The 16,596-nt window shown below is 69.8% G+C and carries 17 protein-coding genes; 14 read left to right on the forward strand and 3 right to left on the reverse strand.

Annotation, left to right across the window (positions count from 1 at the left end; all coding sequences use genetic code 11):
• Positions 1-163: 163 nt before the first annotated feature.
• From ABZU72_RS20845 to ABZU72_RS20865, 5 genes are all read left to right on the forward strand, one after another.
• Positions 164-919 carry a hypothetical protein gene (locus ABZU72_RS20845; protein WP_355020724.1) on the forward strand — a complete coding sequence of 252 codons (756 nt, stop codon included), beginning with the start codon at positions 164-166 and terminating at the stop codon, positions 917-919.
• Between the two features lie 64 nt (positions 920-983).
• Positions 984-1,769 carry a DUF1684 domain-containing protein gene (locus tag ABZU72_RS20850; protein ID WP_355020725.1) on the forward strand — a complete coding sequence of 262 codons (786 nt, stop codon included), beginning with the start codon at positions 984-986 and terminating at the stop codon, positions 1,767-1,769.
• A gap of 63 nt (positions 1,770-1,832) precedes the next feature.
• Positions 1,833-2,744, forward strand: a complete 912-nt coding sequence (locus ABZU72_RS20855) for a GNAT family N-acetyltransferase (RefSeq protein ID WP_355020726.1) — start codon at positions 1,833-1,835, stop codon at positions 2,742-2,744.
• 127 nt (positions 2,745-2,871) lie between these two features.
• On the forward strand, positions 2,872-4,371 hold the full coding sequence (guaB, locus tag ABZU72_RS20860; protein ID WP_355020727.1) for an IMP dehydrogenase: 1,500 nt from the start codon (positions 2,872-2,874) through the stop codon (positions 4,369-4,371).
• A gap of 214 nt (positions 4,372-4,585) precedes the next feature.
• On the forward strand, positions 4,586-5,383 hold the full coding sequence (locus ABZU72_RS20865; RefSeq protein ID WP_355020728.1) for a DUF1684 domain-containing protein: 798 nt from the start codon (positions 4,586-4,588) through the stop codon (positions 5,381-5,383).
• Between the two features lie 8 nt (positions 5,384-5,391).
• Here ABZU72_RS20865 and ABZU72_RS20870 read toward each other — a convergent pair whose 3' ends face one another.
• Positions 5,392-6,789 carry an MFS transporter gene (locus ABZU72_RS20870; RefSeq protein WP_355020729.1) on the reverse strand — a complete coding sequence of 466 codons (1,398 nt, stop codon included), beginning with the start codon at positions 6,787-6,789 and terminating at the stop codon, positions 5,392-5,394.
• Between the two features lie 118 nt (positions 6,790-6,907).
• Here ABZU72_RS20870 and ABZU72_RS20875 point away from each other — a divergent pair, with 118 nt between their 5' ends.
• Positions 6,908-7,729 (forward strand): helix-turn-helix transcriptional regulator, encoded by an 822-nt coding sequence (locus tag ABZU72_RS20875; protein WP_355020730.1) that lies wholly within the window; start codon positions 6,908-6,910, stop codon positions 7,727-7,729.
• On the opposite strand, the gene ABZU72_RS20880 is transcribed toward ABZU72_RS20875, so the two are convergent.
• Entirely contained in the window at positions 7,726-8,523 is a 798-nt protein-coding gene (locus ABZU72_RS20880) for a helix-turn-helix domain-containing protein (protein ID WP_355020731.1), read from the reverse strand. The genes ABZU72_RS20875 and ABZU72_RS20880 overlap by 4 nt on opposite strands.
• Before the next feature lie 63 nt (positions 8,524-8,586).
• Between ABZU72_RS20880 and ABZU72_RS20885 the strand changes: the two genes are divergently transcribed.
• The gene (locus tag ABZU72_RS20885; protein ID WP_355020732.1) at positions 8,587-9,060 is read left to right on the forward strand and encodes a DUF3224 domain-containing protein; all 474 of its coding nucleotides are present in this window, start codon (positions 8,587-8,589) and stop codon (positions 9,058-9,060) included.
• On the opposite strand, the gene ABZU72_RS20890 is transcribed toward ABZU72_RS20885, so the two are convergent.
• On the reverse strand, positions 9,045-9,710 hold the full coding sequence (locus ABZU72_RS20890; RefSeq protein WP_355020733.1) for a helix-turn-helix domain-containing protein: 666 nt from the start codon (positions 9,708-9,710) through the stop codon (positions 9,045-9,047). The two genes, ABZU72_RS20885 and ABZU72_RS20890, sit on opposite strands and share 16 nt — an antisense overlap.
• 202 nt (positions 9,711-9,912) lie before the next feature.
• Here ABZU72_RS20890 and ABZU72_RS20895 point away from each other — a divergent pair, with 202 nt between their 5' ends.
• The 7 genes from ABZU72_RS20895 (at position 9,913) to ABZU72_RS20925 (ending at position 16,549) form a co-directional block, all read left to right on the forward strand.
• Positions 9,913-10,734: a class I SAM-dependent methyltransferase gene (locus ABZU72_RS20895; protein WP_355020734.1), complete on the forward strand. Its 822-nt coding sequence runs from the start codon at positions 9,913-9,915 to the stop codon at positions 10,732-10,734.
• A gap of 72 nt (positions 10,735-10,806) precedes the next feature.
• On the forward strand, positions 10,807-11,913 hold the full coding sequence (locus ABZU72_RS20900) for a GuaB3 family IMP dehydrogenase-related protein (protein WP_091051839.1): 1,107 nt from the start codon (positions 10,807-10,809) through the stop codon (positions 11,911-11,913).
• Positions 11,914-12,362: 449 nt separating this feature from the next.
• Positions 12,363-13,118 (forward strand): SDR family oxidoreductase, encoded by a 756-nt coding sequence (locus tag ABZU72_RS20905; protein WP_355020735.1) that lies wholly within the window; start codon positions 12,363-12,365, stop codon positions 13,116-13,118.
• Complete coding sequence (locus ABZU72_RS20910) at positions 13,118-13,894, forward strand: SDR family oxidoreductase (protein WP_355020736.1); 777 nt, start codon at positions 13,118-13,120, stop codon at positions 13,892-13,894. The genes ABZU72_RS20905 and ABZU72_RS20910 overlap by 1 nt, the downstream gene beginning before the upstream one ends.
• Positions 13,891-14,874, forward strand: a complete 984-nt coding sequence (locus tag ABZU72_RS20915) for an NADPH:quinone oxidoreductase family protein (protein ID WP_355020737.1) — start codon at positions 13,891-13,893, stop codon at positions 14,872-14,874. Before ABZU72_RS20910 ends, ABZU72_RS20915 begins: the two co-directional genes overlap by 4 nt.
• Positions 14,871-15,506 carry an HAD family phosphatase gene (locus ABZU72_RS20920; RefSeq protein ID WP_355020738.1) on the forward strand — a complete coding sequence of 212 codons (636 nt, stop codon included), beginning with the start codon at positions 14,871-14,873 and terminating at the stop codon, positions 15,504-15,506. The genes ABZU72_RS20915 and ABZU72_RS20920 overlap by 4 nt, the downstream gene beginning before the upstream one ends.
• Entirely contained in the window at positions 15,503-16,549 is a 1,047-nt protein-coding gene (locus tag ABZU72_RS20925; RefSeq protein WP_355020739.1) for a phosphotransferase family protein, read from the forward strand. The genes ABZU72_RS20920 and ABZU72_RS20925 overlap by 4 nt, the downstream gene beginning before the upstream one ends.
• Positions 16,550-16,596: the final 47 nt, after the last annotated feature.

Consider the following 16,596-nt stretch of genomic DNA (forward strand, 5'->3'; position numbering starts at 1 on the left):
GGCCGCCAGGTCCAAGATCTTCTCCGAGTAGGCCAGCCACCCTCCCCGAAAGGGTCGGCGGCCACCACGCATCCCGGGGCGGGATGCGCCGACTCGGCGATTTCAGCGAATGACCAGCTCGCCGACACCTTCTGGTCATCGCACCAGGCCATGGTTCACCGCGATGACCGAGACCGCTGCTGCCGACAGGGCCGGCCGGGCATACCCGGTCTGGCTGACCCGGCGCGGTCTCCTCGATTGGCTGGTGGCAGGTCTTCTCGGACTGCTGCTGCTCCGGTTCCTGTGGAGCCTGCTGAAGAACGAGAACCTGCTCCCGGGCGCAGTGGTCGGCTATCTGCTCCACCCGGACGTCCTCGCCGGAGTCTGGCTCACCATTCGGCTGACCGTGCTGGTCTTCGCGGTGGCCTGGGCGATCGGGATCGTCGCGATCTGGATGGAGAGGTCGGGCAACCCGGTGCTGGGCGGGATCGCGGCGGCGTACGTCTGGGTCTTCGGCAGCATCCCGGTGCTCGTCCAGTTGCTGCTGTGGAGCAACATCGCGCTGATCTTTCCCGACATCACCTTCGGGATCCCGGGGGTGCACATCGACGCGGTCCGGCTGGTCACGCCGGTCTACGCGGCGATCGCGGGGCTGGCGCTGGCGATGGGAGCGTACGCGGCGAAGGCCGCCCCGGGCGGTGACCGGCTGACCGCGCTGGGCGATCTTCTGGTGACGACGCTCCAGATGACGAGCCTGGTCTCGGTGCTCTCGATCACCGACCTGCTCGGGGTCGTCCAGGCGCTCGAGGAGCGCAACCACCTGATCATCCCGCTGCTGGTGGTGGCCGCGATCTGGTACCTCGTCCTGGTCACCACGGCCCGCGGCGCGATCCGTCTGGCCCGGCTCTCTCGTGTGAAGGGTCAGGCGCGCCGACGGTAAACCTGAGGTAAAAGCAGCGACCATTGCAAGACCTGGCAACGCAAGTCTTTGTAGAGTGCAGCGCGTGACTTTCGAGCGGTCTTGGCAACGGTGGCGCGATGAGCGGGAAGCCGAGCTGAGAAGCCCCGAAGGTTTCCTGGCGATCACCGGCCTGCACTGGCTGGGCCGCAGGCCGGTGCGGTTCCCCGGCATCCCAGGTGTCTGGTCGACCGGTCCGGAGGGCGCCGTCGTCGAGCTCGGCGAGGGCGAGTGGCTCGAGCTCGGCGGCGCCAAGCTCGCCGGCCGGCACGTCTTCGGTCACGTGGATCCCGTCGGCGTGATCGCGACCTTCGACGGCGGGACGGTCGAGGTCGCCGACCGCTTCGGCACCCCGGTGCTGCGGCCGCGGCAGCCCGACGGGCCGTTCCTGCGTGACTACACCGGCACACCGACGTACGCTCCGGACCCGGCGTGGCAGGTCAGGGCCTCCTTCACCGCCTACGAGACGAACCGCCCGATCTCGGTCGGCTCCGTGGTCGAGGGCCGTTCGAGCGTCATCGACGCCGTGGGAGAGGTCGCGTTCGAGGTGAGTGGCCGCCCGCAGCGGCTGATCGCGTTCGACGGCGGCGACGACGAGCTGTGGCTGCTGTTCACCGACGAGACCAGCGGCGTGACGACCTACGCTGCCTGCCGCCAGCTCGCCGTCGAACCACCGGCCGACGGCACCGTCGTGCTCGACTTCAACCGCGCCAAGAACATGCCCTGCGCCTACACGATCCACGCCACCTGCCCGCTCCCGCCCGCGACCAACCACATCGATGTGCTCGTCGAAGCGGGCGAACAGACCCCGCCGCGACCGCCCGCGGACTGACTGCGTCCAAGGTTTAACCGTGGGTAACGGACCAGAAACAGCGAAACAGGCAGACTAGGGCTCATGGTGGGGACGATGTTGTGGAGAGTGCGTACGACGCTGCCGGACCGACCGGGCACGCTGGCGGTGCTGGCGCAGCGCTGTGGTGAGGCCGGGGTCAACATCCTGGGGATGCAGATCTTCCCGGGGCTGGCGCAGGTCACCGACGAGTTCGTGCTGCGTACGCCCGAAGGCTGGGGCGAGAAGGAGATCTGCGACCTGATCTCCTCCGCAGGTGGCGGCGCGATCGTCATCCAGACCGCGACCGAGGCGGCTCTGGCCGACCAGCCGACGCGCTACGTGCAGGCCGCCCGGCACGTCCTGGAACGGCCGATGTCGTTCCCGGAGGTGGTCGCCCAGCTCTTCGACGCCGAGGCCGAGGCCCCACCGGGGGTCGTCCACGACACCATGGAGCTGCGGGTCGCCGACGTCGACGTCCAGCTGCACCGCACCGCCCCCTTCACCGCGACCGAGCATGCCCGCGGCTCCGCGATGGCCGACCTGGTCAACGACGTCCTCGACCGCAGCCGCGAGTCGGCGGCGATCGGCACCACCCCGCCCGTACGCCGCCTGGGCACCGGAAGCACCCCCGACCTCGTCGTCACCGGAGAGACCGTCACCGCCCTGATCGACGGCGTCGCCGTCGGCATCGGCGAGGTCCTGGCGCCGACCGAGGACGACGAGAACGTACGCATCGTCAACCTGCGCGTCGACCCGGCCTGGCAGCGCCGCGGCATCGGCACCCGGCTGCTGGTCGACACCGCCAGGCTCGCGCACATGCTCGGCGCCGACGAGATCCTGCTCACCACCCAGTCCGACAACCAGGCCGTGCTGCCCATGGTTCTCGCCGCCGGGATGCGCGGACGCATCCGGATGGCCGGCGACCTGCTGACCGTCAAGGTGCCGGTGCGGGACCTCAAGCCGCTGAGCAGGTAGGAAGGAATACCCGGTTAACCGGGTATTCCTGCACTTCTCTGGCGTTGCAACACCCGAGAAGTGCAGGAAAAGCCAGAGAAGTCTCGCCGTTTCGGCGATCTTCGGGGCCCGGCCGTAACATTTCTCCATGGAGATCCCGGAGAAGTTCGCGACGCTCGGCCTCACCTACGACGACGTACTCCTGATGCCTGGATACTCGGATCTGGCGCCGTCTGACATCGATACGACCTCCCGGCTCACCCGCGAGATCAACCTGCGGGTCCCGCTGATCTCCGCGGCGATGGACACGGTGACCGAGTCCCGGATGGCGATCGCGATGGCGCGCCAGGGCGGCATCGGGGTTCTCCACCGCAACCTGAGCATCGAGGATCAGGCCTACCAGGTCGACCTGGTCAAGCGCACCCAGACCGGGATCATCTCCAACCCGGTCACCATCGGGCCCGACGCGACGCTGGAGCAGCTCGACAAGCTCGCCGGTGAATACCGGATCTCCGGGTTCCCCGTCGTCGACGTCGACCAGAAGCTGATCGGCATCATCACCAACCGCGACCTCCGGTTCACCCCGGTCGCGGAGTGGGCGACCACGAAGGTCAACGAGGTGATGACCTCCAAGGACCTGATCACCGGTCCCGCCGAGATCTCGCGCGAAGAGGCCACCAAGCTGCTGCGTCAGCACAAGCTCGAGCGGCTTCCGCTGGTCGACACCGACGGCCGCATCACCGGCCTGATCACCGTCAAGGACTTCGTGAAGTCCGAGCAGTTCCCCGACGCCTCCAAGGACGCGCAGGGCCGGCTGCTCGTCGGCGCCGCGATCGGCTACTTCGGCGACGCCTGGGAGCGGGCCACCACCCTGATCGACGCCGGTGTCGACGTGCTGGTCGCGGACACCGCCCACGGCAACGTACGCATGCTGATCGACATGGTCCACCGCCTCAAGACGGACCCAGCCACCAAGCACGTCCAGGTCATCGGCGGCAACGTCGCCACCAAGGAGGGCGCGCAGAGCTTCGTCGACGCGGGCGCCGACGCGGTGAAGGTCGGCGTCGGCCCGGGCTCGATCTGCACCACCCGCGTCGTCACCGGCGTCGGCGTGCCGCAGATCTCCGCTGTCTACGAGGCCTCGCTGGCCTGCAAGCCCGCCGGCGTCCCGGTGATCGCCGACGGCGGTCTGCGCTACTCCGGCGAGATCGGCAAGGCCATCGTCGCCGGCGCCGACACGGTGATGCTCGGCTCGATGCTCGCCGGCACCGAGGAGACCCCCGGTGACACGGTCCTGATCAACGGCAAGCAGTTCAAGGCCTACCGCGGCATGGGCTCCATGGGCGCGATGTCGAGCCGCGGCAAGAAGTCCTTCTCCAAGGACCGCTACTTCCAGGCCGAGGTCACCGACGACGACATGATCGTCCCCGAAGGTGTCGAGGGTCAGGTCTCGTACAAGGGCTCGCTGGCCACCGTCGCCCACCAGCTCACCGGCGGCCTCCACCAGACCATGTTCTACGTCGGCGCGCGCACCATCCCCGAGCTCCAGACCCAGGGCCGCTTCATGCGGATCACCTCGGCCTCGCTCAAGGAGTCGCACCCCCACGACGTCCAGGTCACCGCCGAGGCGCCGAACTACCACGTCTGAGGCAGCGCCCGCGAGCTTGCTCGCGGTCGCGTCGCCGAAGAGATCGAGCAGCGGCACGGCTGAGCCTGCGAAGCCGTGACCCGCGTGTCGAGATCTACGTCTCCCGCGACAACTTCATCACGAAGTGGTCTTTTCGGGCACGAACCCGGACCGGTCGGAGTTCAATCCCTGAGTTGTATCTGGGGCTTGCATTCTGAACCTTCCGGGAGGACCCATGACCGTCATCGACACCGAGACCTTCGCCCAGGAGTGGGCAGCGTGGCACGAGGAGCACGAGAAGAGGCGCGCCTCGGCCCACGGGTTCCTCGCGATCACCTCGATCCGCTGGCTCGGCGAGGAGCCGGAGACGTACGACGACGTGCCGGGCGCCTGGTCGAGCGGCCCCGAGGGCATCGTGGTCTCGCTGGCACCGGGTGAGTCGCTGGTCGTCGACGGCGTCGAGGTCACCGGCCGGCACTCGTTCGGGGTCATCGACGAGCACGGCGGGATCACCGCCGAGTTCGGCGACGCGGTCGTCGAGATCGCCAAGCGCGGTGGCAGCGACATGATCCGCCCTCGCCATCCTGACAACCCGGTCCTGACCGGCTACCAGGGGACGGAGGCGTACGCGCCGGACCCGAGCTGGGCCGTGCCCGGGCGGTTCGTCGCGTACGGGACGCCTGTGCCGACCACCGTCGGCTCGGTCGTCGACGGTCTGGAGCACGTCTACGAGGCCGTCGGTGAGATCGAGTTCGAGGTGGGCGGTGCTGTCCACAGCCTCGTCGCCTTCCCAGGCTCCGCGCCCCGCTCGCTGCACGTGCTGTTCGTCGACGAGACCTCCGGCAGGACGACGTACGCAGCCAACCGCACCCTCTCGGTGGACGCGCCGGACGAGGAGGGCAACCTCGTGATCGACTTCAACCGCGCCACCAACCTGCCGTGCGCCTACACCGACCACGCCACCTGTCCGCTCCCACCTGCCGGCAACCGGCTGCCGGTCGCGGTCGAGGCGGGGGAGAAGATCCCCGCCTGACCGCGCGGTCAGGCGCGGCGGGGCAGTCCGACGGCCACGAGCAGCGCTGCGACCAGGACCAGGAGCGCGTTGACCGCGATCGCCACCTGGAGAGCGCCGAGCGAGGCGACTCCGCCGGCGGCGGTGGCGACGGTGGACATGATCGGGATGCCGAGCGCGATCGCGACCTGCTGGGTCATCATCGCCAGCCCGGTGGCCAGGCCCTGCTCGTGGTCGGGGAGTCCGGAGGTCGCCGCGACCATGAACCCGACGATCGCGGCGACGTGCCCGATGGCGCCGATGAAGTTCATCAGGCCGATGAACCACAGCCAGCCGACCGAGGGCCCGATCAGCACGAGTGCGCCGGTGGTGACCGCCTGGATCGCGAGCCCGCCGGCCACGGTGTTGCGTACGCCGAAGGCCTCGATCACCCGCGAGCCGACGGTTCCGCCGATGATCGCGCCTGCCCCCATCGCGACGAGCATCAGGCCGGTCTGCAGGGCGTCGAGGCCGAGGACGTGCTGCAGATACATCGTCAGCACGAAGACCAGCGACGACTCGAAGGCGAAGGTCGCGAAGCCGGCGATGTTGCCGAAGCCGATGGTGCGGCGGGTGAGGATGTGCAGCGGCACCAGCGGGTGCGGGTGCGTGGACTCGGCCCGCCAGAACGCGACCAGCAGCACCACTGCAGCGCCGATCGACGCCAGTCCCCACACGTCGGCGATGCCCGCCTCACCCAGGCGGGTCGCGCCGTAGACCAGCGCGAGCAACCCGGACGTCACCAGCACGGCACCCGGGAGGTCGAGCCGCGACCGCTCCCGGTCTGCGGAGTCACGCAGCACGAACGGCGCGACCGCGACCACCAGCAACGCGATCGGCACGTTGACCAGGAACGCCCAGCGCCACGACAGCAGATCGGTGAGTACGCCACCCAGCACCGCCCCGGCGGTGAACCCGGTCGACATCACCACGCTGTTCAGCCCCAGGGCACGCTGACGCAGCGGCCCCTCCGGGAAGGAGACGGTGAGCAAGGAGAGCGCCGCCGGGGTGACCGCTGCGGTCGCGAGACCCTGGGCGACCCGGGCAGTGAGCAACAGCTCGGGTGAGGTGGCGACCCCGCCGAGCAGGGAGGCGGCGCCCAGCGCGACCATGCCGATCAGGAAGACCCGCCGTCGGCCGACGTAGTCGCCGATCCGGCCGAAGAGCAGCGTGAACCCGGCCGCGCACAGAGCGAACGCGGTCGCGATCCACTGCACGTCGGCCTCGGCGAAGCCGAGGCTGGCACCGACGGTCGGCAGCGCCACGTTGAGGATCGAGAAGTCGACGGTGAGGGTGAACTGGGAGGCGAGCAGCAGCAGGAGCACCAACAGCTGTCCGCGGGTCATGGCGGCCGGGCGTACGGGCTCGGCCTGCGTAGTGAGGGTCATGACATCAACGCTCTGGCAGATGACGTACGCCAGCCAGACACCTGTCCTGCCACCCACCCGCGTGCCTGTCACTGACAGGGTCAGGAAGAAATCGTCGGCCGGCGGCACTATAGGAATCATGACGACCGAGCTCGGAGAGTTCCTGCGCAGCCGCCGGGCGGCGATCAGTCCCGAGGACGCCGGGCTGGTGTCCTACGGCGCCCGCCGTGTCCCAGGGCTGAGGCGTGAGGAGCTGGCGATGCTGGCCGGCGTCTCGCCGACCTACTACACCCGGCTCGAGCAGGCCGACCACCACAACGCCTCCGACTCGGTGATCGACTCGCTCGCCCGGGCGCTGCGGCTGAGTGCGGAGGAGCACGACCACCTGCGTCGCCTGGCGCGCCCCGAGACCGCCGCGCCGGCCCGCTACCGCGTCGAGCGGCCGCGGCCGAGCACCGTACGCCTGATCCGCTCCGCGCCCGGGCCGGCGCTCCTGATCGACCATCGCAACGACGTGCTCGCCTGGAACCGGCTCGGTCACCTGCTGATCGCGCCGGAGCTGCCCTTCGAGCAGCCCGAGGACGTCGAGAACCGACCCAACCTGACCCGGCGGTTCTTCCTGGAGCCTGGGGGTCGCGACCTGTGGGTGGAGCAGGCCGCCACCGCCTACTCCCACGTCGGGTTCATGCGCTACTCCTCCGGCCTCCACCCCGCCGACCACCTGCTCAGCTGCCTGGTCGGCGAGCTGACCCAGAAGAGCGACGAGTTCGCAGAGCTGTGGGCGCAGCACCCGGTCAACGACTGCGGCTACGGCGTCAAGAAGTTCCAGCACACGCTCGTCGGGCGGTTCGACCTCGAGTACGAGGCGCCGGTGATGCCCGAGACCAGCCACCGGATGTGCCTCTACCACGCCGAGCCCGGCAGCCCCGCCGCCGACGCCCTCGAGCTCCTAGCTCGCTAGAGATCCTTCGCGTAGGTCGCCGGGGGAGCGCCGACGACGTCTCGGAACGTACGCACCAGGTGGGCCTGGTCGCTGAAGTCCAGCTCCGCGGCGACGGCGGCCCAGTCGACCTCACCGGAGTGGGCGCGGGCGGCGACCTCGAGCACGCGGAACCGCTGTACGACCCACTTCGGGCCGATCCCGACGTACTCGCTGAACAGGCGCTGCAGCGACCGCAGGCTCACGCCGGCACGGTCGGCGAGCTGCTCGGCCCGGGTGATCGAGCGGTCGTCCTCGGCGAGGGTCACCCAGCGGCGTACGTCCTCGGCGACCGGGTCCGTGGGGAGGCCGACCTCCAGGAGGTAGGACTCCATCGCGGCGGCCATCTGCGCCGGGTCCGTCGAGGTGAGGATCCGCTCGGCCGCCGGCCGGTCGTCGACGCCGAGCAGGTCCTGGGCCGGGACGACCTGGTCGGCGATCGCGCTGACCCGGCTGCCGAGGACCGGGCGGAAGAGGCCGGGCAGGAACGAGACGCCGAGCGTGTGGCCCCGGCCGGTCAGGTGCCGCATGAACGGCTTGCGGCCGATCCCGTGCACCAGCAGCCGACCGTCCTCGGCGGCGACGTGGATCCGCGGCTGCGGGATGACCTGCTGGTCGTGCGGGTGCTCGAGCTCCCAGCCGACGTACCAGTGGTAGTCGACGTGTCCCGCGAGCGCTGATGAAACCGCGAACCGTTCGGTGGTGATCGTCCGGGCCGCCGTCACCGGGCGCACGATCGCGTCGGGATAGCCCCTGCCCTCGGTGTCGTCGGCCATGCCGCCAACGATATGGCGCGTTCCTTCAATCCCGCGTCCCTGCTCCCGGAGCAGGCTGGTCCCATGACCGAACAGAGCACTGACAAGACCTACGGCAACAAGGCGAGCACCACGATGACCGTCGCGCGCTGGCACGAGGCGGCCTACGTCGACATCGACGGCGAGGGCACCAAGATGGGCGACGACGTCTACATCCCCCATCGCGGCCTGACCACCGCCGAGACCGACTACACCTACGCCGGCGAGATCCAGGGCACGGGCCTCGCGCGGATGATCGGCGCCTACGGCAACCCCGCCGGCGGCGCGGTCTTCGAGGCGTACGAGCAGTTCACCGGCTCCATCGCCGGCCAGGAGGGCTCGTGCGTGTGGCGGATCAGCGGGACGTACGCCGACGCCACCGTCCGCTCCCACCTCACCGTCATCCCCGGCCTCGGCACCGGCGGCCTCGAAGGCCTCGTCGGCGAGGCCGACATGGTCCTCTCCGAGGAGGGTGGCGGCGAGGCGTACGGCTTCGTCCTCTCCTACGACTGGAGCTGAACCCGTCCCGCGTCGACCCGGGGGCGGGGGACGCGGGCGGCGGAGGACTGGCCGAGCCAGGAGGGCAGGGCGTGGCGTACCTCCTGGGCGGCGGCGATGGTGACCATCTCGGCGCGGAGCGCCATCGGCCAGGCGAGGTCGCCGCGCCAGATCTCGGTGAGCGTACGCAGACTGGCGGTGAGGCGCGCGTCGACCTCGAACCCGGGGTCGAAGTCGCAGACCTCGGCCTGGTCGGCGGCCACCATCAGCCACCAGCGGGCGACCTTCGGGTCGACGTCGGTGAGCCGGAACTCGACCACGGTTCGCTGCTCCGGCCACACATCGATCGGGATCGTGCGGCGCATGTCCCACAGGAGCAGGTGGGGATCGAGGTCGGCCTGGCCCAGCGAGCCGACCCAGCGCGCACCCCACTCGTTGAGCGCGGTGACGACCGTGGCGAGCTCCTGGCCGCTGGCGGTGAGGTGGTAGGAGGTCCGCTGCCCCTCGCCGCGGCGCTGGATGATGCCCGCGCGCTCCAGGGTCCGCAGGCGCTTGGAGAGCAGGGCGGGCGACATCTTGGGCACACCTCGGCGCAGCTCGTTGAAGTGGGTGCTGCCGAGCAGAAGCTCGCGTACGACGAGCAGCGTCCACCGCTCGTCGAGCACTTCCATGGCTTTCGCCATCGGACAGAACTGGCCGTACCCCGCCATTGGACCGCCTCCCCCTTGTGCAGCCCGAGATCCCTGTCTGTTCAGTAGACCGCTATCGGCGGCGGGCGGCAAGTACAGATAAGGAACTATCCGAGGCCGCGGCGCGGGGGCGATGCTGGAGGCTCCAGATCTCCTCTCGGGTCAGACGTCCGTGGAGGAAGCCATGACCGCAGCACCCGTCCAGCCAGACCTGAAGGCCCGCCACCGTGCGATGTGGGGCCTCGGGAACTATGCCCGGGTCGCCGACGAGCTCATCCCCGAGCTCGGCCAGGTGATCGTCGAGGCCTGCGAGATCGGGTCGGGCGACCGCGTACTCGACATCGCCGCCGGCACCGGGAACGCCGCCATCCCAGCTGCTCTCGCGGGGGCGGACGTGACCGCTAGCGACCTGTCGCCCGAGCTGCTCGAGATCGGACAGGCCCGAGCATCGGGCGAGACAGCTGCCGACTCGATCACGTGGCGCGTCGCCGATGCTGAGGCGCTGCCGTTCGACGACGCCGCCTTCGACGTCGCCATGTCCTGCGTCGGGATCATGTTCGCGCCGTTCCACGAGAAGGCCGCGGCCGAGCTGCTCCGGGTCGTACGGCCGGGTGGCCGGATCGGCCTGGTCAGCTGGACGCCGGAGGGCTTCATCGGCCAGATGTTCGCGACGATGAAGCCGTTCATGCCGCCTCCGCCCGAGGGCGCGCAGCCGCCGCCGCGATGGGGCGACGAGACCCACGTACGCGGCCTGCTGGGCGACCAGGTGACCTCCGTCCAGGCCGAGAAGCGGATGGTCGCCATCGACTCGTTCGAGACCGGCGCGGAGTTCCGTGACTTCTTCAAGGCCTGCTACGGGCCGACGATCGTCGCCTATCGCGGGATCGCCGAGGACGCCGCTCGGACGGCGGAGCTCGACGCCGCGCTCGCCGAGCTGGGGGACCGCTACGTCACGGCTGGGGTGATGAAGTGGGAGTACCTGCTGCTGACCGCGGTGCGTAGCTAGCCCGGTCGTGCGTGTGGCTCGGTGCGTGTGGCCTTTCCGATCTCGATCCGGTCCCGTGGAACAATCCGTCATGTGACTGAGATCGAGATCGGCCGGGCCAAGCGAGCACGACGGGCGTACGCCTTCGACGACGTGGCGATCGTGCCGTCCCGGCGCACCCGTGACACCACCGAGGTGAGCACCGACTGGCAGATCGACGCCTACCGCTTCGACATCCCGCTGATCGCGGCGCCGATGGACTCGGTGATGTCGCCCTCGACCGCGATCGCGATGGGCAAGCTCGGCGGCCTCGGGGTGCTCAACCTCGAGGGCGTGTGGACCCGGTACGACGACCCGCAGCCGCTGCTCGACGAGCTGGCCGAGCTGAGCGGTGTCGACGCGACCCGGCGCCTGCAGGAGATCTACGAGGCCCCGATCCGGGCCGAGCTGATCACCGAGCGGCTGCGCGAGGTGCGTGCCTCGGGCGTCACAGTGGCCGGGGCGCTGTCCCCGCAGCGTACGAAGGAGTTCGCCAAGGCCGTCGTCGACGCCGGCGTCGACCTCTTCGTCATCCGCGGCACCACGGTCTCGGCCGAGCACGTCTCCTCGCAGGCCGAGCCGCTCAACCTCAAGGAGTTCATCTACGAGCTCGACGTGCCGGTGATCGTGGGCGGGTGCGCGACCTACCAGGCCGCCCTCCACCTGATGCGCACCGGCGCGGCCGGCGTCCTGGTCGGCTTCGGCGGCGGTGCGGCGCACACGACCCGGACCGTGCTCGGCGTGGCAGTGCCGATGGCCTCCGCTGTGGCCGACGTCGCCGCCGCGCGCCGCGACTACCTGGACGAGTCCGGCGGCCGCTACGTCCACGTCATCGCTGACGGCGCCGTCGGCCGCTCCGGCGACATCGCCAAGGCGATCGCCTGCGGTGCCGACGCGGTCATGGTCGGCAGTCCGTTCGCGCGGGCGACGGATGCTCCCGGCAAGGGATTCCACTGGGGCAACGAGGCCCACCACGCCGACCTGCCCCGCGGCGAGCGCGTCGCCTTCGAGCCCGTCGGCACCTTCGAGGAGGTCCTCTTCGGTCCTTCGCACGTCGCCAACGGCACCATGAACCTCGTCGGCGCCCTCAAGCGCGCCATGGCCACCACCGGCTACACCGACCTCAAGGAGTTCCAGCGGATCGAGGTCGTCGTCGGCTGACGATCGAGTCCTCGGTTCTGGTGAGCCGAATCTGCAGTTGTGGGTGACGAAACTGTCGTTTCGTCACCCACAACTGCGTTTTCGGCAGTGCTTGAGTGGTCGGCTGACCGCCCGGGGTCGGCGCATTTTCCCGCCATGGCGGGAAAATGTGGGGGTTAGTCGCGTCCGGGCACCGCAGATCCCCGCCATGGCGGGATTCTGCCCCGCCCGGCGACCCCGAACCCGCGCCTGCCGAGGCGCCACTTCTGCAAGCCGAGTGGTCACGACGGTGCGAACTCGACTGGCACAAGTGACGTCTCGGCCGACGTACGCGACGCCTCGGCCGACGTACCTGACTTCTCGGCATTGCTTGGACGCCGACCTTCCATGTTCTTGGGCTACCCCGTAGAGTGACCGCTGTCACCACCTAAGCAAGCGCTTAGATTAGCCGAGCACACGAGGGAATGAGCATGTCGAGGTTCGAGGGACGTACGGCGATCATCACCGGGGCCAGCCGGGGCATCGGTCTGGGCATCGCCCAGCGGCTGGTGGACGAGGGGGCGAAGGTCGTCATCACGGCGCGCAAGCCCGAGGCGCTCGCGGAGGCGGTCGAGGGGCTCGGGGGCAAAGAGGTCGCCCTCGGCATCGCAGGCAAGGCCGACGACCCTGGCCACCAGGAGGAGGTCGTCAAGGCTGCGATCGACACCTTCGGCAGCGCCGACCTGCTGGTCAACAACGCCGGCATCAACCCGAAGGCCGGCGGCCTGATCGACATGGACCGCGAGTCGGCCCGCAAGACCGTCGAGGTCAACTGCCTCTCGCCGATCGGCTGGACCCAGGAGGTCTGGCGGCAGTGGATGTCCGAGCACGGCGGTGCGATCGTCAACATCTCCTCGGTGGCCGGCCTGGCCCCGACGCCCCTGATCGCGACGTACGGCGCGAGCAAGGCGATGCTCAGCTACATCACCCAGGAGCTGTCGGTCGAGCTCGGCCCGAAGGTACGCGTCAACGCGATCCTCCCGGCCGTGGTGAAGACGAAGTTCGCCGAGCTCCTCTACGAGGGCCGCGAGCAGGAGGTCTCGGCGGCCTACCCGCTCAAGCGCCTCGGCACCCCCGAGGACATCGCCGGCGTCGCCTCGTTCCTCCTCTCCGAGGACGCCGGCTGGATGACCGGCCAGCTCGTCACGGTCGACGGCGGCCTCACCCTCGCCGGCGGACGCGTCTGATGGCCCCGGCTCCAGGCAGCACCGCCGTCGTCACCGGCGCCGCGGGCGGGATCGGCCGTGCCCTCGCCGCCCGCCTCGTCGCCGAGGGCGTCCGCGTCGTGGTCAACGACATCGACGACGTACGCCTGACCGAGACGGCCAAGGAGATCGGCGCCCACCCGGTGGCCGGTGACGCGGCCTCGGTCGAGGGCGTGGCTCGCCTCGTCGAGGCGGCGAAGGACCACCTCGGCCAGATCGACGCGTGGTACGGAAATGCCGGCATCGACCGCGGCATCGGCCTGGACTGTCCCGAGGAGGACTGGCAGGCGTCGCACGAGGTCAACGTGATGGCCCACGTCCGGGCGGCGCGGCTCCTCGTTCCCGACTGGGTCGAGCGGAAGAACGGTCGCTACGTGGTGACGGCGAGCGCCGCGGGGCTGCTGATGATGGTGGGTACGCCGACCTACTCGGTCACCAAGCACGCCGCGGTCGCCTTCGCGGAGTGGCTCTCGGCGACGTACCGCCATCACGGGATCGTCGTCCAGGCGATCTGCCCACAGGGCGTACAGACCGGGATGCTCGAGCGGTCGGGACCGATGGCGGGCCTGCTCAGCCGCGACGGAGCGCTGACGCCCGAGCAGGTCGCCGACGCGGCCTGGGAGGCGACGGCCGATGACCGCTTCCTGGTGCTGCCGCACCCGGAGGTGGGCGACTACTACGCCGCGCGCGCGACGCAGACCGACAAGTGGCTCGGTGGGATGAATCGACTCTGGCAGCACGTGGAAGGACAGGTATGAAGGCGTGGCGGATCGGCTCGCTCGGCGAGCCCAAGGACGTGATGCGGCTCGAGGAGGTGCCCGACCCGACCCCCGCGGCCGGACAGCTCGTCGTGAAGGTGCTGGCCAGCCCGGCCAACTTCCCGGATGTCCTGATGGCCCGAGGTCTCTACCAGGTCAAGCCCGAGCTGCCCTTCACCGCCGGCGTCGAGCTGTGCGGTGAGGTGGTCGCACTCGGCGAGAGCGTGGACGGACTCCAGGTCGGGGACCGCGTGATCGGCGGCGGATCGCTGCCGTACGGCGGCTTCGGCGAGCTCGCGCTGATGGACGCCGCGACCACGTTCCCGGCTCCGGAAGCGCTCACCGACGCCGAGGCATCGAGCCTCTACATCGGCTACCAGACCGGGTGGTTCGCGCTCCACCGCCGCGCCCACATCCAGCCCGGCGAGACGCTGCTCGTGCACGCCGCGGCCGGCGGGGTCGGCAGTGCCGCGATCCAGCTCGGCAAGGCCGCCGGGGCGACGGTGATCGGCGTCGTCGGCGGTCCGGAGAAGGCCGCGGTCGCCAAGCAGCTCGGCGCGGATGTCGTGATCGACCGCCACACCGAGGACTTCGTGAAGGTGGTCAAGGAGGTCACCGGCGGCAAGGGCGCCGACGTGATCTACGACCCGGTCGGTGGCGACACCTACGACCGCTCCACCAAGTGCATCGCCTTCGAGGGCCGGATCCTCATCATCGGCTTCGCCGGCGGGCGCATCCAGGAGGCAGCGCTCAACCACTCGCTGATCAAGAACTACTCGATCGTCGGGCTCCACTGGGGCCTCTACAACGCGCTCGCGCCCGATCTCGTCGCCGAGTGCCACCGCGAGCTCACCCGGATGGCGGACGAAGGCAAGATCAAGCCGCTGGTCAGCGAGGAGCTGTCCCTGGACGAGGTGGCCGACGGCGTACAGCGCCTTGCCGACGGCACCACCGTCGGACGGGTCGTGTACGTCGCATGAAGGCTGTCATCTTCGACTACGGCGGGGTGCTGACCACGCCCATCGGCGACTCGATCCGGGCCTGGCTGGAGGCTGACGGCATCAAGCCGGAGAGCTTCACGAAGGTGCTCAAGGAGTGGCTGGGCCGCTACGCCGACGCCGGCACCCCGATCCATCGCCTCGAGCTCGGCGAGCTCTCGGTCAAGGAGTTCGACACGCTCCTGGCCGCTCGCCTGGAGACGTACGACGGTAGCCCGGTCCATCCCGAGGGCGTCCTGTCCCGGCTCTTCGCCGGGATGCGGCCCAACCCGGAGATGTTCGCGCTGGCCGAGGAGCTCCGCGACGCCGGCATCCGGCTCGCCCTGCTCTCCAACAGCTGGGGCAACTTCTACCCTCGCAAGCAGGTCGACGCGCTGTTCGAGGTGGTGGTGATCTCCGAGGAGGTCGCGATGCGGAAGCCGGAGGCACCGATCTTCGACCGCACCCTGAGCAGGCTCGGTCTCCCGGCCGAGGAGTGCCTCTTCATCGACGACGCGGAGCCCAACGTCATCGGTGCCCGGGCGGTCGGTCTCGACGCACTGCTGCACACAGACCCGGCGAGCACCCGTGCAGCGCTCGCCCGAATGATTCCCGCACTCGGAGGTGCCGCGTGACGACCGAATCGCTGCCCGGACTCGATCTGGACCGGCTCGGCCCCTGGCTGGCCAAGAACGTGACAGGCGCCGGAGAAGAGCTGAGCGCGACCCACATCTCCGGAGGCAAGTCCAACCTGACGTACGCCGTCTCCGACGGCACCCACGAGTGGATCGTCCGGCGCCCGCCGCTGGGGCACGTGCTCGCCACCGCGCACGACATGAAGCGTGAGCACACGGTGATCACCGCGCTGCGCGACACCGACGTACCGGTGCCGCTCACCTACGCGTTCTGCGACGACGAGGAGGTGCTCGGGGCGCCGTTCTACGTGATGGAGAAGGTCGACGGCCGGCCCTACCGCTACGCCCGCGAGCTCGAGCCGCTCGGCGCCGAGCGGACCAGGGCGATCTCGGAGCAGCTCATCGACGTGATGGCCTCGCTGCACGCGGTCGACCCGGCAGCGGTCGGGCTGAGCGAGTTCGGCCGCCCCGAGGGGTTCCTGTCGCGCCAGGTCAGGCGCTGGAAGAAGCAGCTCGAGGCGTCGTACTCCCGCGATCTCCCCGCAGCGGACGAGCTCCACGCGCTGCTGGAGGAGCGGGTGGGCGCAGCCGAGGCCGCCTCGACCGGGCCGGGGATCGTGCACGGCGACTACCGGCTCGACAACGTGCTGACCTCCGCCGACGACCAGATCAAGGCCGTCGTCGACTGGGAGATGGCCACGCTCGGCGACCCGGTCACCGACCTGGCGATCCTGCTGACCTACCAGCGGATGGCCACGGTCTCCGGCGACGGCACCGTGACCGACGTCAGCAACGCCCCCGGCTGGCTCTCCGAGGACGAGATCATCGCCCGCTACGACGCGGCCAGCCCGCGCGACCTGAGCGAGTTCGGCTTCTACCTCGGGCTCGCCGCCTACAAGCTCGCCGCGATCCTCGAGGGGATCCACTACCGCTACCTCAAGGGCCAGACCGTTGGGCCCGGATTCGACAAGATCGGGGACGGGATCCACCCGCTCCTGGACATGGGACTGTCTGCAATGAAGGAGACGGGGCGTGTCTCCTAGTCCACGGGCTGCTGCGCGGCGCCCAGCACGCACGCTGGCCGCGTTGT

Origin of the sequence: Nocardioides sp. NPDC004968 (genome assembly GCF_040608935.1) — a bacterium.
In the GTDB taxonomy this organism is placed as follows: domain Bacteria; phylum Actinomycetota; class Actinomycetes; order Propionibacteriales; family Nocardioidaceae; genus Nocardioides.

Excerpts from the sequence above, each read along its gene's own strand:
- ABZU72_RS20845 (WP_355020724.1), top strand. The coding sequence starts at position 164 with ATGACCGAGACCGCTGCTGCCGACAGGGCCGGCCGGGCATACCCGGTC.
- ABZU72_RS20855 (WP_355020726.1), top strand. The coding sequence starts at position 1,833 with ATGGTGGGGACGATGTTGTGGAGAGTGCGTACGACGCTGCCGGACCGA.
- guaB (WP_355020727.1), top strand. The coding sequence starts at position 2,872 with ATGGAGATCCCGGAGAAGTTCGCGACGCTCGGCCTCACCTACGACGAC.
- ABZU72_RS20865 (WP_355020728.1), top strand. The coding sequence starts at position 4,586 with ATGACCGTCATCGACACCGAGACCTTCGCCCAGGAGTGGGCAGCGTGG.
- ABZU72_RS20870 (WP_355020729.1), bottom strand. The coding sequence starts at position 6,789 with ATGACCCTCACTACGCAGGCCGAGCCCGTACGCCCGGCCGCCATGACC.
- ABZU72_RS20875 (WP_355020730.1), top strand. The coding sequence starts at position 6,908 with ATGACGACCGAGCTCGGAGAGTTCCTGCGCAGCCGCCGGGCGGCGATC.
- ABZU72_RS20880 (WP_355020731.1), bottom strand. The coding sequence starts at position 8,523 with ATGGCCGACGACACCGAGGGCAGGGGCTATCCCGACGCGATCGTGCGC.
- ABZU72_RS20885 (WP_355020732.1), top strand. The coding sequence starts at position 8,587 with ATGACCGAACAGAGCACTGACAAGACCTACGGCAACAAGGCGAGCACC.
- ABZU72_RS20890 (WP_355020733.1), bottom strand. The coding sequence starts at position 9,710 with ATGGAAGTGCTCGACGAGCGGTGGACGCTGCTCGTCGTACGCGAGCTT.
- ABZU72_RS20895 (WP_355020734.1), top strand. The coding sequence starts at position 9,913 with ATGACCGCAGCACCCGTCCAGCCAGACCTGAAGGCCCGCCACCGTGCG.
- ABZU72_RS20905 (WP_355020735.1), top strand. The coding sequence starts at position 12,363 with ATGTCGAGGTTCGAGGGACGTACGGCGATCATCACCGGGGCCAGCCGG.
- ABZU72_RS20910 (WP_355020736.1), top strand. The coding sequence starts at position 13,118 with ATGGCCCCGGCTCCAGGCAGCACCGCCGTCGTCACCGGCGCCGCGGGC.
- ABZU72_RS20915 (WP_355020737.1), top strand. The coding sequence starts at position 13,891 with ATGAAGGCGTGGCGGATCGGCTCGCTCGGCGAGCCCAAGGACGTGATG.
- ABZU72_RS20920 (WP_355020738.1), top strand. The coding sequence starts at position 14,871 with ATGAAGGCTGTCATCTTCGACTACGGCGGGGTGCTGACCACGCCCATC.